Source organism: Candidatus Cloacimonadota bacterium (assembly GCA_016932035.1).
Lineage (GTDB): Bacteria > Cloacimonadota > Cloacimonadia > JGIOTU-2 > JGIOTU-2 > Celaenobacter.
The window spans coordinates 35,372-51,613 of sequence record JAFGDR010000031.1 but is presented as its reverse complement, the minus strand read 5'-3'; the positions used below and the strand labels follow the sequence as shown (position 1 = coordinate 51,613).

The 16,242-nt window shown below is 39.6% G+C and carries 14 protein-coding genes and 1 other RNA gene; 12 read left to right on the top strand and 3 right to left on the bottom strand.

Translation table 11 applies throughout. The features are described from left to right. The first annotated feature begins 4 nt into the window (after positions 1-4). The 12 genes from JW794_05165 to JW794_05110 all read left to right on the top strand — a co-directional run bounded on the left by JW794_05165 (position 5) and on the right by JW794_05110 (position 9,013). Positions 5-1,393, top strand: coding sequence for a TldD/PmbA family protein (locus JW794_05165; protein MBN2017500.1), 1,389 nt, complete (start codon positions 5-7; stop codon positions 1,391-1,393). After that, on the top strand, positions 1,393-2,727 hold the full coding sequence (locus JW794_05160; protein MBN2017499.1) for a TldD/PmbA family protein: 1,335 nt from the start codon (positions 1,393-1,395) through the stop codon (positions 2,725-2,727). The genes JW794_05165 and JW794_05160 overlap by 1 nt, the downstream gene beginning before the upstream one ends. Positions 2,728-2,730: 3 nt before the next feature. Beyond that, the gene (locus JW794_05155) at positions 2,731-3,513 is read left to right on the top strand and encodes a hypothetical protein (protein MBN2017498.1); all 783 of its coding nucleotides are present in this window, start codon (positions 2,731-2,733) and stop codon (positions 3,511-3,513) included. A gap of 108 nt (positions 3,514-3,621) precedes the next feature. Continuing rightward, positions 3,622-3,756, top strand: coding sequence for a 50S ribosomal protein L34 (gene rpmH, locus JW794_05150; protein ID MBN2017497.1), 135 nt, complete (start codon positions 3,622-3,624; stop codon positions 3,754-3,756). A gap of 6 nt (positions 3,757-3,762) precedes the next feature. After that, complete coding sequence (rnpA, locus tag JW794_05145; protein MBN2017496.1) at positions 3,763-4,083, top strand: ribonuclease P protein component; 321 nt, start codon at positions 3,763-3,765, stop codon at positions 4,081-4,083. Between the two features lie 4 nt (positions 4,084-4,087). Continuing rightward, a complete protein-coding gene (yidD, locus tag JW794_05140) occupies positions 4,088-4,297 on the top strand; it encodes a membrane protein insertion efficiency factor YidD (GenBank protein MBN2017495.1) in 210 nt (69 codons plus the stop codon). A gap of 14 nt (positions 4,298-4,311) precedes the next feature. Beyond that, entirely contained in the window at positions 4,312-5,943 is a 1,632-nt protein-coding gene (gene yidC / locus JW794_05135) for a membrane protein insertase YidC (GenBank protein ID MBN2017494.1), read from the top strand. 11 nt (positions 5,944-5,954) lie between these two features. Beyond that, an RNA gene (gene ffs / locus JW794_05130) (signal recognition particle sRNA large type) lies at positions 5,955-6,218 on the top strand. A gap of 13 nt (positions 6,219-6,231) precedes the next feature. Then, the gene (locus JW794_05125) at positions 6,232-6,438 is read left to right on the top strand and encodes a hypothetical protein (GenBank protein ID MBN2017493.1); all 207 of its coding nucleotides are present in this window, start codon (positions 6,232-6,234) and stop codon (positions 6,436-6,438) included. A 1-nt stretch (position 6,439) separates the two neighbouring features. Then, positions 6,440-7,381 carry a radical SAM protein gene (locus JW794_05120; protein ID MBN2017492.1) on the top strand — a complete coding sequence of 314 codons (942 nt, stop codon included), beginning with the start codon at positions 6,440-6,442 and terminating at the stop codon, positions 7,379-7,381. Then, a complete protein-coding gene (locus JW794_05115; protein MBN2017491.1) occupies positions 7,378-8,574 on the top strand; it encodes a DUF401 family protein in 1,197 nt (398 codons plus the stop codon). Before JW794_05120 ends, JW794_05115 begins: the two co-directional genes overlap by 4 nt. 1 nt (position 8,575) lies before the next feature. Then, on the top strand, positions 8,576-9,013 hold the full coding sequence (locus JW794_05110; GenBank protein MBN2017490.1) for a TIGR00725 family protein: 438 nt from the start codon (positions 8,576-8,578) through the stop codon (positions 9,011-9,013). A 16-nt stretch (positions 9,014-9,029) separates the two neighbouring features. On the opposite strand, the gene JW794_05105 is transcribed toward JW794_05110, so the two are convergent. The 3 genes from JW794_05105 to purD are packed head-to-tail and all read right to left on the bottom strand — an operon-like array spanning position 9,030 to position 16,241. Next, a complete protein-coding gene (locus tag JW794_05105; GenBank protein ID MBN2017489.1) occupies positions 9,030-10,043 on the bottom strand; it encodes a hypothetical protein in 1,014 nt (337 codons plus the stop codon). Next, complete coding sequence (locus tag JW794_05100; protein MBN2017488.1) at positions 10,040-14,968, bottom strand: T9SS type A sorting domain-containing protein; 4,929 nt, start codon at positions 14,966-14,968, stop codon at positions 10,040-10,042. The genes JW794_05105 and JW794_05100 overlap by 4 nt, the downstream gene beginning before the upstream one ends. Before the next feature lie 13 nt (positions 14,969-14,981). Then, on the bottom strand, positions 14,982-16,241 hold the full coding sequence (gene purD, locus JW794_05095) for a phosphoribosylamine--glycine ligase (GenBank protein ID MBN2017487.1): 1,260 nt from the start codon (positions 16,239-16,241) through the stop codon (positions 14,982-14,984). Position 16,242 lies beyond the last annotated feature (1 nt).

Below are 16,242 nucleotides of genomic sequence, written 5' to 3'. Positions count from 1 at the left end.
TCACATGTTAAAGAAATCAATAATTGAGAAAGTCCTTCAGAAATCGCTTTCAAATGGTGCTGATTTTTCTGAACTCTTCTTTGAAGATACTCAAAATGCAACGATCCAGATGCTTGACAGCAAGATAATACAATCAGTCAACGGCAAAGATCATGGAGCTGGGATTCGAGTTTTTTATGGCAATAAGGCAATCTATGCATTTACAAACGATGTTTCAGAACAAGGTCTGCTGAAAGCAGCAAAAGCAGTTAGTGGTGTTGAACAAGGAGATTCTGAAACTAAAATTTTGGATCTTTCAGATTCTCAGAATAAATCGAACAATATATTCTTAATTCCTTTTAGTGCCGTTCAAGCAGAAGAAAAAGTAGAACTCCTTCATCGAATTGATTCGTCTTCACGAAAATATTCACCGTACATTTCTCAGGTTAATATCACATATCTTGAAAAAGTACAAAATATCGTAATTGCCAATAGTGAGGGAATGCACACAAAAGACCAGCGATCTTATGCTCGTGTCTATGTCAGTTCAATTGCATATAAAGACGGGCAAATGCAGACTGGTAACGAAAGTCCCGGAGCTCTAAAAGGATATGAATTTTTCAAAGAGCTAAAGGCAGAAGAAATTGGTATTATGGCATCAGAAAGAGCAGTAAAAATGCTTCTTGCTGACTATGCGCCGAGTGGTAAATTTCCTGTTATAATCGGTAATGGTTTTGGGGGTGTCATATTCCATGAGGCTTGTGGTCATCCTCTTGAAACGACTGCTGTTGCAAAAGGAGCCTCGGTCTTTGCAAATAAACTCAACCAAAAAATAGCAAATACTTGCGTCACAGCGATAGACGACGGCACAATGCCTAACTACTGGGGATCATCAACGATCGATGATGAAGGGAATCCTACCCAAAAAACTATCCTTATAGAAAATGGAATATTGAAATCCTACATGGTCGACAAACTTGGTGGCCTCAAGATTGGAATGCCAACAACAGGCAGTGGTCGACGACAATCCTACAAATTTGCTCCCACATCCCGAATGAGAAATACTTACATCGATAAAGGTAACGATTCATTCGAAGACATGATTTCCTCAATTGACTTTGGCCTCTATGCAAAAAAGATGGGCGGAGGTTCAGTTCAACCAGGTACAGGTGATTTCAATTTTACTGTAGGTGAGGGATACCTTATAGAGAATGGAAAAATCACTAAACCCGTCCGCGGTGCTACATTAATAGGTAATGGGAAGGATATCTTGAAAAAAATCAGTATGATAAGCGATGATCTGGAATTTGCTGAAGGTATGTGTGGGTCACAAAGTGGCAGTATTCCGACCTGCGTGGGACAGCCAACGATTAAGGTAGACGAAATTGTGGTAGGTGGAAGGAAGGTGAAATAATGTTTGAAAAAGAATTTGAAGAAATTAAATCCATTGCAAAAAAACATAACATCTCACACTATGATGCATATCTTTCAACTTCTCATTCTCTATCTATCAGGATATTCCATGGGGATATAGACTCATTCAATTATTCAGACGCTCTTGGGTTAGGTCTTCGGATAATAATAGGAGAGAGAACTGGTTATGCCTATACAGAGAAGCTCGATCGAGAATCTTTGGAAGCCACACTTTGCAATGCACGTGATAATGCGAGGATTGTTGATTACAAAGAAGAGGTCAAATTAGGCAATTATCCTCCAATTACCAAAAAATTGGATATATATTCTGAAGCTCTATCCAAAATTTCTGTTGAAGATAAAATTAAAAAAGCAAAAGAGATCGAGAAGGCTTCATATGACTCTGACAAACGCATCGTTAATGTTCCCCAATCGATCATTGGTAATAATGAATCGTATGTAAAAATAGCAAACTCTTGCTGGATGACAAAAGAATATATCACAAATGCTTGTTACGGGCTGTCCTTCTGTCTTGCGAAAAAAGACGATGAAACAAAGTCCGGTTATTTCGAACACCTATCAAGGAATTTTAATGACATCCATGCTTCGGAAATAAGTTCCGGGGCGGCAAAAAAAGCAATCGAATTACTTGGTGCACGAGATATTTCATCCGGGAATTATCCAGTTCTCTTTAACAATGAAATGGCTGCCACGCTTTTAAGCACATTCTGGGGCATCTTCTCAGCAAAAGCTGTTCATGAAGGACAATCACTTTTAAAGGGACAACTTCATAAAGAAATAGCCAGTCCGCATCTTACTATCATAGATGATGCGCTTCTTGATGGTGGATATAATACACGTCCTTTGGATGATGAAGGTTATCCGTCACAGACAACAGAATTAATAACTGCCGGTACGCTGAACACGTACCTTCATAACTCAATAACTGCATTGAAAGATGGAATTCCTTCAACCGGTAATGCAAGCAGATCATATAAGACCACTATCGGCATCTCTCCTTCGAATTTGTACATAAAACCAGGAATAAGCACCAAAAAAGAGATCTCATCCAGCGTGAAAAATTACATTGAAATTGTTCAACTGGCTGGGATGCATAGCGGATGCAATACAATTTCAGGAGACTTTTCAATGAGCGCTCAGGGATTTTATTGCGAAAATAGCGAGCGAAAATATCCGATTCATAATTTTACCGTTTCGGGCAATTTTTTCAATCTTATGAAACAGATCATTGGTATTGCAGAGGATCTTTCTTTTAAACTATCGGCGATTGGTGCCCCCTCGATCCTTGTGGATGAACTTTCAATAAGTGGTTAACGTATGCGTGTAGGATTTCTTCAATTTTCTCCCGTCTTGTTTCACGAGAAACAGAATCTCGAAAAAATATCCCTTCTGCTTGAAAACTGCCATACCGATGTTGTCGTGCTTCCTGAGCTTTTTACAAGCGGATATTCTTTCATGTCTCATGAAGAGATAATGCCCTTCGCTTCAGAAAAAGATGGTAGAATACCAGAATTCTTTAAAACGATTGCATCCAGAGAACAGACTGCCATTGTAGCCGGATTCCTAGAAAGAGATGGTCGTCGATTTTATAATTCTCAACTCTTTGTCGATCCGCAGGTTAACCAGACCATATATCGAAAGACACATTTGTTTTTGAATGAGAAAGATCACTTTGAGCCCGGAGATACCGGATTTAAAATCGTAAATTATAAAGGTGCTCGATTTGGTCTCATGGTTTGCTTTGATTGGATTTTTCCCGAATCTGCTCGCACGCTGGCAGTTATGGGTGCAGATATACTCTGTCATTCAGCAAATCTCGTCCTTCCTTTTTGCCAGAAAGCTATGATCACACGATCCATTGAAAACAGAGTTTATACCATCACGAGTAATCGAACCGGCTCAGAAAAAAACAAAGAATCAAAATTAACTTTCACTGGCATGAGCCAGATTACTGATCCGTCAGGAAATCTAATTGCATCAGCAAACGAAACCGAAGAGATTCTCAAGGTTGTTGATATTGATCCTACACTGGCTCGGAATAAAATGGTCACTGACAAAAATCATATTCTGAACGACCGGCGAAAAGAATTTTACGAATAACAAATATTTCTTACATTACTAAATACGTGCATTAAAGGGTTCAAAAACTTGACACCATATCAGGACTCTCAGAATTGCACATTCTAAAGTACATCTGGAGGTTTCGCTGTGAAAAGAACATATCAGCCTCATAATAAACCGAAAAAAAGTTCTCACGGTTTTCGCAAAAGAATGAAAACCAAAGACGGAAGAGCGATCTTTAAACGTCGCCGTGCAAAACGCCGTAAAAGACTCTCAATCTAATGGCTCGTGAAGAGAATCACTTCTCAGGCACAATTTGATGAATTACGAAAGCATGGCATACGGAAGCATACCCGGTCCTTTGACCTGGTCTTTTGTCCTTGTTCACTGGAAGATGATTTCGGACTTGCAATCATTATTTCCAAAAAAGTAGCAAATGCCGTGAAAAGAAATAAGATAAAACGCTGGATACGGAACTTCGCTCATGCTAACAACGCTTTATTTAGTAATAAAATAAACTATCTTGTTATCAGCAAGAATGGGATTTTTGAGTATGGGCGAGACAATATTTATAAAGATCTGATAAAGGTACTTGATAGCATTGAATAAAATTATAAACAACTTTTTTATTCTTTTAATAAACCTTTATCAAAGGTTAATATCACCTATATTTCCGGACACCTGCCGTTTCTATCCCTCCTGCTCGTCGTATGCAAAAAGTGCTTTTTTAAAATATGGATTTTTAAAAGCGGTCTATCTGTCTTCCTGGCGCATTCTCAGATGCAATCCCTGGTCAAAAGGTGGATACGATCCGTTACCCTAAAGGAATGATACAGTATGGATAAAAAAACTATTGTTGCATTGATTCTGATTTTTGTTGTATTTTATGTTAGCAGTAAATTTCTCTGGAAACAACCAGCCCAGCCTGTTACACAGCAATCTCCAATAGAGCAAAACTCGCAGGTTACACAAAAAGATACCAAGCCTGAAACTACAGAAAAACAACTTTCAAAAACCACCTCTGTAATTGATTTAAAATCAGACATTGCTCTCAAAGACGATATAATACTCGAAAATAATCAAATCAAGGTCATTTTCACCAATCGTGGCGGTAACATCAAACAGGTTATCCTAAAGAGCATTGAAAATGAAGCTCATGAAGGACCGATCGAGCTCTTTGTAAAAGATAGCGGTATGTTCAATACTGTCTTTTATACAGACACAGACACGATCAACTTCAAGAAGCAAAATCTTGATTTCACTTATGATGAATTCAGCGTTGTTTTTTTCATAGAAAAGGATGGCAAGCGAGTCTTTGAGAAAGAATACTCGATTATTAGTGACTATACACTTGATGTGAAGATCAAGGCTGATGACCTTGCTTTTATTGATTCTTACGACATACAGCTTAATGCAGGCGTCTATTATGATCAGCAGGGAGACAAGAGATTTGACACCTACATAAATGCGGTTGCATTCATCGACAATACACTTGATAAGATTACGATAAAAAAAGCAACTGCAGGAATCTCTCAATATGGAAATATTTCGTGGACGGTTTTAAAATCAAAATATTTCATGGTTGCCGCAATTCCGGAACGTACTGTTAAGCTTCGAGAAATCTTTGTCTATGCAGATAATAGTAATATCATGGAAAATGCAAAGGTCGAGGTCGGAAGAAACTCCATCGATCATTCGTATCAATTCTATTGCGGACCTGTAGATTATGATCAGTTGCGTGCTTTTAATATCGGGCTTGAAGATGCAATGAATTTTGGATGGAAACTACTCAGACCGATCAGTAAACTCATCCTGAAGTTATTGAAGTTCATCTATTCTCTTATTCCAAACTATGGTATAGCGATCATTCTTCTTTCAGTTATCATCAAATTTATTTTCTATCCTCTCACGCATAAAAGTTTTACCTCTGCTCAAAAAATGCAGCAGGTCCAGCCGATGCTGAAAGAGCTCCAGGCTAAATATAAGGGCAATCCACAGAAACTTAACCAAGAAACCATGAAGCTGTATAAAGAGCATGGTGTCAGTCCGTTAGGTGGATGCTTGCCACTTCTTATTCAGTTCCCTTTCCTGTTTGCTCTCTATCCTGTTCTGCAATCCACCATCGAGCTCAGGCATGCGGGATTTATATTCTGGCTGAAAGATCTTTCAATTCCTGATCCATATTACATCTTACCGATTCTTATGGGCATTACAATGTTCTTCCAGCAAAAATTAATGGCTCAGAAACCAACTCCCAATATGGACGATAAGCAGCTTGCCCAAGCAAAAACTCAAAAATTCATGATGTATGGTATGCCGATATTCTTTGTGTTCATTTTCAGATCTCTTCCGGCGGGTTTGGTTCTGTATTGGTTTACTTATAATATCCTTTCTGTGATCGAGCAGCTTTCTATCAGAAAAAAAACGCAAGCTCTTTCACATGAAATTGTTGTTGATAAAAAGAAATAAACATACATAGGGTGTGCTAGGCGGGAAGCCAGCGGTGTCCTGTAACCTGCAATCCGCTATAGCAGGGCTGAATTCCAATCTGCGAGATTTGATGTCTGTCTGTGTGGTATGCAAGTGGTGTTGAGAGTCAAGTCTAACGCAATCGGGCTCTGTGAACCTTGTCAGGACCGGAAGGTAGCAGCAATAAGCAGTCCGCCTGATGTGCCGTTAGGAAACTTGGTTTGAGCTAACGACATAATGCCTTTCAGAATATGATTTCAACGTGCGGTGCACACCCCCTTCATCTCAATGGAAAAAGATAAAAAGATCGAACACAAGAAAACACATGTTCCCAAACCAGTAAGAATAATCCTCGGGATTCTTCTTGGAATGCTGGTTGGTTTCCTCTGGCATAAATTCGTAGGATGCCGATCCGGTGCCTGCCCCATCGCTTCTAATTACCTCTATTCTCTGGGATTCGGTGGTATTGCGGGTTTGCTCATCTCCCTTTTCTAACATGAAATACAAGCATCTCTTCGGACCGGTTCCCTCTCGGCGCCTTGGACTTTCACTCGGAATCGATCCCATTCCATATAAAACCTGCACTTTTGATTGCGTTTATTGCGAATGCGGGACAACGACCGATCTTACAAAAAAACGAAAAGAATATATCCCTGTTGATGAGATACTATCAGAACTCGAATCGTTCCTTTCAACTAATCCAACCCTCGATTATATAACATTTTCCGGCTCGGGTGAACCGACCCTCAATAGAGGCGTTGGCAAAATAATCTCCTTTTTAAAAGACAATTACCCTCAGTATAGCGTTGCAATGCTGACGAACTCATCTCTTCTGTCAGATCCGAACGTTAGAAATGAGTTGTTACAGGCAGATGTTATCATGCCGTCGCTTGATGCAGTTTCTGAAGATGTTTTTCAGAAAATTAATAGACCGGCTCTCGGAATCAACATCGATGATATCATAGCTGGCTTGATAGCGTTCCGCAAAGAATTTAACGGTAAAATTTGGCTTGAAATATTCATAATTCCAAACATAAATGACTCTGATGAAGAGATTGAGAAGTTCCATCAAATATTGAGAAAAATTAAACCTGATCTTGTACAGTTAAATGCTCTTGACAGACCGGGCACAGAAAACTGGGTTATGCCTGCAAGTGCTGATGTGCTTCAAAAACTTAAGGAAACTTTTGCTGACCTTCCCGTAGTGATGATCAGCAATTATCAAAAACGCGAGAAGGTAAAATCCTACGATCTTTCAATTGAAGATGCAATACTATCAACGATCTCCCGTCGTCCATGCACTGCGGAGGACCTTTCTGAAATTCTCGATATTCATATTGCTGAATTGAATAAATATATAGATACACTTCATGAGAAGGGAAAGATCGAAGCATTAAAAAAACCTCGGGGTATATTCTTTAGGGCTAAGGTAGTATGACGGCTCTCCTCCTTTGGATTGGCTTCTTTTTCTCGCTGGTTGTAATGATCCTTGTTGCGAGAAAAAGTTTGTGGATGGGTTTTTTTGTTGGAGCTCTGATCCTTGGGATTATCAATCTCAAGCCGATAACAATCATACAACAATTTAAAGGCACGATTTTCGATGTATCCATCTTGCTTCTTGGTATTTCTGTAGGATTCATCGCCCTCATCGGCGGAGTTCTTGAGGAATCAGGTTTGATGGAAGGATTATTTAAAAATTTACGTTTAAAACGAAAACTCTTTCTTATGTTTGGACCTGCTTTTCTGGGAATGCTCCCCATGCCCGGTGGTGCTCTTCTCTCTGCACCCCTCGTGTTGAGAGCAGGAGATGATATTTCTGATAAACAATACACTGCGATCAATGTATGGTTTCGACATGCGTTGATACTCATCTACCCTCTTGGAGCGCTCCTTTCAACAAGCAAAATGGCTGACCTTTATCTTTACAGAGCTCTTTTATACCTGATCCCCGGATTTATTATCATGATACTCCTTGGCTGGGTATTTCTTCTGAGAGATATCGATGGGAACCTTCCCACCCAAAAACATCTTGATATGAAAGCGCTTCTAACTCCTATTGGTATTATTCTCGCGGCTCCACTAATACACTTACTTCTGATGATTATCTTTCCGGACGTTATTACCGAAATTCCTCTTATTATTGGCGTTTCATGCAGTCTTATCCTTGCTATGATCTTAGGTAACATGCCCATAAAAAATATTGTGCTGGTCTTCAAAAAGATGAAACCGCTAAAATATTTTCTGCTCATTATTGGTATGTTCTTCTTCTTAAATGTTTTCCGGGCGTCGAATATGTCCGACATCATTGCTCAAGCGGCAATATCAAAGAGCTTCACTATCGTCATAATTGCTGCGTTCCTCGGTTTCGTGACCGGTCGTGTTCAGATGCCTTTTGCAATTGTTCTCCCGATCTTTTATGCCAGATACGGCATTGATGCCATGTCATACCTGCTCTTTGCGATTATGTTCTTCTCGACCTACATGGGCTATATTATTTCTCCAATACATCCCTGTGTATCAGTTTCCCTTGAGTTTTTCGGTTCAGATCTGAAAGGTTTCTATAAAAAATTATTCTGGCCTTTTTTCATTTCTCTTGCAACTGCCTATATAATAGCACTCATTGTAACATAATATGAAGAAAAAGATCATAGCAGTAATCGGGGGAAAATCAGCTAATCAGGACTATTATGACTTTGCATATCAGGTTGGAAAATTGATAGCTGACAATGGTCATATATTAATCTGTGGTGGACTCGGTGGCGTTATGGAAGCAGCGTCAAAAGGTGCTTCTGAAAATGGTGGATTTACCATTGGAATACTTCCGGGATTCGAGAAAAAGGATGCTAATCCTTATATTTCTATATCTATTGTCACTGGAATTAGTACTGCTCGGAATTCCATTATAGCACGAACCTGCGACCTTGCTATTGCTATAAACGGATCATATGGTACGTTATCTGAAATCGCTTATTGTCTCGATTTTGGCAAAACAGTGCTTGGATATAAGACTCATGATGTAAAAGGTATTATTTCAATTGATAAACCAGAAGAAATAAAAGCGTATCTATAATTCCCTACAACTTACATTAAAATTTCGCAACAACCCCAATCCTATGTGAATTCCCAAGATCTGCGTGAGTTATAAGTGCATAGTTTATTGTGAACTGCCTGTAGCTGAATCCGAGACCTGCAGTGAAATGATTATTATAAAGACCGGAGCGAACTGACAGAACTTTTTTATAGGTAAACTCAAGTCCAAGGTGGTTCAAATATTCGTAAACATCACTCCAGTCATATGCAAGGATCACATTTGAGTCTATGAATGGAACCGGTTGATCGAGCGCTAAGCCAAATCTGGGAGTCGTTACGATCTCATCGACATGTTTTGAGCGCGTGTCCCATGTAATTTTTGTTCCGCTTATATCTTGAAGATTGAATGCAAATTTGATCTTTCCAAGCCAGGGCACTTCAGTAAGAAGTCCAAAATCGGTGCGTATCATAAATGATGCATCAAGCCCCATTCCTGTGCCTATGTTCTCATAAATATCACGCTTAATATATTTAAAAACGCCGCCGATATAATAGTCTATCGGAAGATCGAAAAGCTCCCATCCAAGGTCGGCGATCCGAGAAAAATTCTTTGCAAATGCAAATTCAAAAAGCTGATCAGAGCTCGTAAAATATCCATCCGGAGTTCCGGTCAACTGTAAATCGACATTTGAAGATCGTATGAAAACATTTGAGTTTTTCAACCATTTTTCATCAAACATAGGGATATTATCAACCGAGAGCTGCGTGAAGCTGACACCGATCGTAGTACTTGCCGGTAGCGGGATACAGAATGAGAAGAAATCATAAGCAGCAAGGTTATCAAAGAGAAATGCATGCATAAATTCTGCTTCGATATCAGTGATTTGAGCAATACCAGATGCATTCCAATAGATAGCACTCCCGTTATCTGCAACTGCAGAAAATGCACCTCCCATACCAAGCGGTCGAACACCGCTTCCGAGAAGAATGAAATCTCCTGCATAGCGTCCAGCATATGCAAACAAGGGCATTATTACAAGCAAAATTATTATTACAATCTTTTTCATCATCGCAGGATAGCCATCTTCATTATCTTCTCGATTGATTCATTACCTTTAGTGGCAACGATCTTGTAAAAATACACACCATTTGCGAGCTTTCTTCCATCTCGATCAACGCACTCCCATCCTTTCAGGGTATGTGGATATTCATGATATCCAACGGTTGTGCGCATATCCCTTATTACATTTACAAGTCGTCCTGATACAGTATAGATCTCGATCCTGACCTCGTCTGCATCGTCGGTGAGCGTGTACGTAAATCGTGTGCGTCCTTCGTTGTTTGGGTCGGTCGTTTCCAAAGAAACCGGATTCGGGTAGTTGCCAATATGTATAAGGTTGAACTCTTTCTGAACAGAGAAATTGATCACTCTCTCATGGAAGTTTCCGTTCACATCAGCCACGGAGATGATGATCGTGTATGAGCCAGCTTCCACATCAATCTGATATTTAACAGGAATTGACGTCATATTATTAGTAGATAGCGAATAATTGCTGACAGCTTCACCGTTTAAAAAGATCTTGATCTTCTCAACATCAACGCCATTTGCATCCTGAATAATAAATGAAAACTGCGCATTATTATCAACATAACCGCCATTGGTGAACTCCTGTCCCTCAACATTTACATCGATCGAGGGAACGGTTGTATCGTCGTTGTTGAAGAGTGTATACAGCCCGGGTTTTGAAATGTATGCATAGGAAACGCTTTTCTCCTGAAGATTCGTATCACCACCGATCATGAACCAGCAGCGGAGCTCCTCATTCCAGCGATATATCCTAAAATTGCCATTCTGAGCAAGATGCTGGATCGTTGTGTCGGTTCGAGAATAATTAAATGCGAGAGTAATATCTTTACGGAATTTCTTATCATGCGTTAGACAGGTAGAGTCGAAGGGAGATATCTCATAACACATATACTCTTCAGAAAGGAGAGGAATTGGTTCAACATCGGGAAGGAGTGTTATCGTGTCCAGTGTTGAAGGATAAATATAGAATAATTCATCCTGGCCAACAACTCCAGAAGGAAATGCTGCAACAAAATTGGAATCAAGACTGGTATGTGTTAGTGCTACATTATTCGGAACCGTAAAAGCATTGATGTCGTATATTTTTGTTGATGTATTATTATAATAACTTAGTTCAAGATATGATGTGTCCGGATTGGCATGCACTGTTAAAGTATATTCTGCAGGAGTTAGATCACAGCTGAACGTTATAATTCTCTTTTCAAGTGATCCAAGTTGGGGAGTTGTAATTGAGTCGAGGATTGTAGGGCCGTCAGTAAGTACTACCTTTGTCTGAGGTGTCTGGAGTTTTCCAATATTAAATAATTCAACATCAAATGAAATCCCGGTCGTTCGATATTTTAACTCGAAGCTTTCAATTGCTATATCTGGACCGGACACCTCGAAATTTACCTCTTCAGACTGTGTGACACTTCCATCAGTAGCATACACCTCAATATAGTATTCTATAGTCGTTTCAACATCAAAAACATCTATTGGCTGGATTGTTTTGTAGCCAAGGGTATCCCCGACCTCCTTCTCCATTAAGACTTTGTATTGGGTTTGTGGGCTGCTATATTTCCACCACACACATTTTACGGAATCAATTCCGGCATTATCATATGCTTTTGCAGAGATGTAGATGGAATCTCCAATGGCTGGAATTTCTGGTATGGGATGCATATGAAAGATTGCGGCTTTGCCTACCGTGAACTCAGTATATCCTATATAATCAGAGTATGAATCATATCCATAGGTTCTTACAATACGAGAAAATTCTGATGATGTATCGAGTGTATCGATTATGTATTCATATCCAGCTGGGTTGTAAGATGTTCTTTCAATATTATTCAACTCAACCTGGATCATCTCGCTTTGATTGTAAGGGTTCCTGATAAGATCATCTTCATCGGTGACGTAATATGATATTCTATTCAATGTGGATGCATCGTTTTCAATGAATATCGAAACAGTATCACCTTTCACAAATTGATAGCTGTCCAATGTCGTATTCAGTTCTTGTATAGGAAACACAATATCGATCGCCGGATCGCCCATATAATTAAAATGGCGTAAAAAGACTAGGTGAGCACTATCCCAGGGATATTTGAGTGCATACTCGGTTTTCGCAATATTACAGACCGTTGCCATATTCCTCTCACCAAACGTAAACATACTCTGAAGGAAATAAGCTCCAAGGTATTCATCTTGATCGAGAAATCCTTTTCCTGCTCCACCGAAGAAGCCGATCGATCCTTTACCTGCTTCGAGAACAAATGCTTCACCCAGACAGCTTGTACCTGGATATTCAAAGTTCGATGTATAACATGTCAAGCTGCTGATAATTGGATAATTATCATTGAAAAGCGTAGAAATATCTCCCAAGTTCATCAAATTCAGATCTGACCAGATCTGTCCACCGCCATGTCCCATGAACTGCATAAACGCTGTTCCATCATCAATATAATCTTTAATGTTCGTCGTACTTCCCCAATAAGGATCATCGTGATCTGCCTGTGCATAAATTCGTGATACACGAAAAGTTTTAGGTATATATTTCCTGTTGAGTCGCTGACTTTGATCCTCGAAAGTGCCCGACCCACCAGCAATGAGCATAACATGATTTCGCCAGTTATCATTGAAATTTGGCTGGGAATTATATTGAATGGTCTTGGCAAATGCCGGGAGTATCTGACCTGCTTCCCAAACAGGGATTCTACCGACTGCCAGGTCTGGAAGTTCGTCATCGCCAACGATCGATACAAACCAGTTATCATCAACCGTTGCACCAACTTTATATGACCAGCTCATGTGAGAAGGCACTATGCTGTATTCCTTGTTTGGAGATGTCGGACGTTCATCATAACAGGCATCACCTAATAACAGAATGTATTGAGGTGCAGGTTCCTGCCAGTTATTATATGCATAAGATATAAAATCCTTAATGGCTTTATCCGTCTTAAGCCCATAATTGAATTCATCATATATTGCTTCTGTCGAAACTGTTTTAACGATCAAGCCTTTTTGCTCATACCAATGAGCTGCAAAATCATAAAAAATATCTTCTTCGAGAAATTCCCGTTTTGAGATCACAATATAATCTGCTTGTTCATTCGGTGTTCTGATATTACTTGGAAAGTCTGGAAGGACTGCTTTGGGGATCAGTTTTTGTGAATCGCTCACGGCAATGTACTTTGTGTTATTGTCAAAAACGTGATCCTGGAAAGAAAGCACATAAGGAGCTCCGCCTTCTGGCAATCCGGATTCTATACTCAGATTCTCAAATTTACTCACCCCGATTTTATACACATCGATATCCGGAATGGTAAATTCGTTGATCTCAAATTGCATCAATCCGGGAGAAAAAGAAGTCGGTTTATTGAATTCAAGCAGATCTTCGTGGGCTATGCATTCCCGCCAGTACCTGACGTCAATGTAATCCAATAACACCCTATCATACGATGCATCTGTATCTCCTGGAAGCGATAAATATATCTGGTTACTGCCATTATTGAGTTTGTCGTTACTCATTGTACCGGTCATGATCTTCTCGTTCTGACCATACCAGTATTCAGACCCTACTTGAGATGAGTTAATATATGAAAGCGCATGATGCTCTCCTGTATTATTCTCACTTGCATAGGTTTCACCAAAGTAACAAATCGTAACATCCGCACTTCTTGCATTACTTTGAAGGGGGTTATAAAGCTGAATAGTAAAATTGGTCATATTCGGTGCGCTGAACTGCTGCCAGAACCAGAGATCCTCTCTCGCAGGAGAAACCTGGCTTAATTTAGAATAAATGCTTTGATTCTCAAAATGAACAGTGGTATCAAAATTATAGACTTTTCTGTAATTATAAGGATTCGTCTCATACAATCCACCATCTTCGATCGCAAGCCGCGTTCCGAGCACTTCTTCGTCGTAACTCAGGAAAAACACATTCTCCCACGAAAATGGATTATAGTAGCAGTTCTCCCCATGGTATATATCTGCATAAAATTCGAAGTAATCTCCTTCATCGAAAGAGTCGTCGTCCTGACCATAGAAATAGATCGGGATCAACTCACCCTGATTATGCAGCTGCAAATATTTCGGATTTATCTCATCAATCTGGATACGGATATCATATTCTGTTCCCAGCGAATCGATCCATGTTTGTAGCGTATCTTTAAGGTATTCATAATCAATTTTATAAATACCCTTTTCTTCGATGACGAACTTGAACTGTGATATCTCTGTTTCGTTCTGTCTCTTATGAAGATAGGATTCCTTCTCTTTTTCTTTTCTCCAATATTGAGACACCTCATTATTGATGATCATTTTGTCTGCAATGCCATCAATATAATTTACTTCACCCCCGCGTGCTTTGCTTTTATCTCCGTCGATATGAAATTGAATCACAAGGTCAGTGTAGAGCTTAGCTGTTTTTTTTGTATGATTATATTGAATAGGAAAGATACGAAATGATCCAAGATATCTGTTGCCGATATATCCCATCGCCTGCACTTCAGCAGCTTTTTCTGGATAATAGTTGTTTGTTTTAAAATTTATAAACTGTTTCGAGGGATCCGGAACAAGGATTCCTTCGTCTTTATACGGATGATTGATCGGAATTGAAACATTTGTGAGAGTCACATATTCCTGCGATAAAACACTTACACCAGCTTTTCCTTCTGGTGGAAGACCAATATTTCCAGACAGGAATGGAAGGGCTGGCAATCCTTCAGTTGTAATAAAGTATGTTTCAAGGTCCGGCAGGGAGAGTGTTTCGTTCGTTTTTGCATTTGATTGAGGAATTGTATATTCATCGATCCTCAGGTGCACCTGAATGAAATCTTCTGTTACTTCTTCTATCGTAAAACTATTCATTCCCCATAACGAAGAAGCTACAAGGATTAATAAAGCAACGGTAAAAACTTTCTTCATCAACACATGTCCCTCATAATTTACGAATTCCTTTTTGGGCGATGTCCTTTCTATGATAGCTACCCGTAAAGGACACTTTGGCAACTTCCTTATACACCTTATCTTGCGCATCGCGAAGGTTATCCCCGAAAGCTGTAATCGATAGGACTCTTCCTCCGTCTGAAAGTAATGCCTCTTTCTCTTTCTTCACTCCGGCATAGAATATAAGCACTTCATCTGAAACCTTATCGAGACCCTTGATCGGAAAATCACTTTTGTATTCTCCGGGATATCCACCTGATGCAATCACCACATTGACCGCACTCCTATTTTTCCAATTCAATTCAACCTCATCGATGCGTTCTTTTAGGATAGCTTCAAACACATCAACAATATCATTGTCAAGAAGTGGAAGAATTACTTGCGTTTCAGGATCGCCAAAACGACAGTTATATTCGAGGACTTTCACGCCGTCTTTTGTTAACATCACCCCCGCATAGAGAATTCCTTTGAAGGGTCTTCCTTCCTTCTTCATTCCTTTAAGAGTAGGAGCAATTATTTTTTCGTTTATTTCTTTCTTTATATCTTTTGAATATATTGCAGGCGCATAAGCTCCCATTCCTCCGGTGTTTGGGCCGTTATCTCCATCCCAGATCTGTTTATGATCCTGAGATAAAATAGTCGAACTAAAATGTTCTCCATCACAAAATGCAAAAAGGGATGCCTCTTCTCCTTTCAGGTATTCTTCAATTACAACTTTTGAACCCGCATCACCGAAAAGTTTGTAATTTATGATATGATTGAGTACTGTTTCAGCTTCAGTATAATTATCACAAATAAAAACACCTTTTCCCGCTGCCAGACCATCGACTTTTAGAACAACGGGGAATGGTATCTGAAGCAAATAATTCAATGCAGGCACAATTTGGTCGAAGACCTCGAAGTCTGCAGTTGGAATATGATATCTCTTCATGAAAGTTTTGGCGAAGACCTTGCTGCCTTCTAATTCGGCAGCTTTTTTTGATGGTCCAATTACAGCAAGTCCCTCTTTCACGAAAGTATCAACGATTCCTTCGGTAAGCGGCTTTTCGGGTCCGATAATTGTAAGGTCTATTGCCTCGGATTTTGCAAAGTGTACGAGTTCTTCAGTCGTGTGCAAAGGTATATGCCGTGCAACGTTCTCCATGCCGGGATTCCCTGGAGCAACAAAAATACTGTCTATCTTCTTACTTTGCGCACACTTCCATGCAATGGCATGCTCTCTACCACCGCTTCCAACAATTAAAACCTTCATG

Excerpts from the sequence above, each read along its gene's own strand:
- JW794_05165 (MBN2017500.1), top strand. The coding sequence starts at position 5 with ATGTTAAAGAAATCAATAATTGAGAAAGTCCTTCAGAAATCGCTTTCA.
- JW794_05120 (MBN2017492.1), top strand. The coding sequence starts at position 6,440 with ATGAAATACAAGCATCTCTTCGGACCGGTTCCCTCTCGGCGCCTTGGA.
- JW794_05155 (MBN2017498.1), top strand. The coding sequence starts at position 2,731 with ATGCGTGTAGGATTTCTTCAATTTTCTCCCGTCTTGTTTCACGAGAAA.
- JW794_05115 (MBN2017491.1), top strand. The coding sequence starts at position 7,378 with ATGACGGCTCTCCTCCTTTGGATTGGCTTCTTTTTCTCGCTGGTTGTA.
- purD (MBN2017487.1), bottom strand. The coding sequence starts at position 16,241 with ATGAAGGTTTTAATTGTTGGAAGCGGTGGTAGAGAGCATGCCATTGCA.
- yidC (MBN2017494.1), top strand. The coding sequence starts at position 4,312 with ATGGATAAAAAAACTATTGTTGCATTGATTCTGATTTTTGTTGTATTT.
- JW794_05160 (MBN2017499.1), top strand. The coding sequence starts at position 1,393 with ATGTTTGAAAAAGAATTTGAAGAAATTAAATCCATTGCAAAAAAACAT.
- JW794_05110 (MBN2017490.1), top strand. The coding sequence starts at position 8,576 with ATGAAGAAAAAGATCATAGCAGTAATCGGGGGAAAATCAGCTAATCAG.
- JW794_05125 (MBN2017493.1), top strand. The coding sequence starts at position 6,232 with ATGGAAAAAGATAAAAAGATCGAACACAAGAAAACACATGTTCCCAAA.
- JW794_05100 (MBN2017488.1), bottom strand. The coding sequence starts at position 14,968 with ATGAAGAAAGTTTTTACCGTTGCTTTATTAATCCTTGTAGCTTCTTCG.
- JW794_05105 (MBN2017489.1), bottom strand. The coding sequence starts at position 10,043 with ATGATGAAAAAGATTGTAATAATAATTTTGCTTGTAATAATGCCCTTG.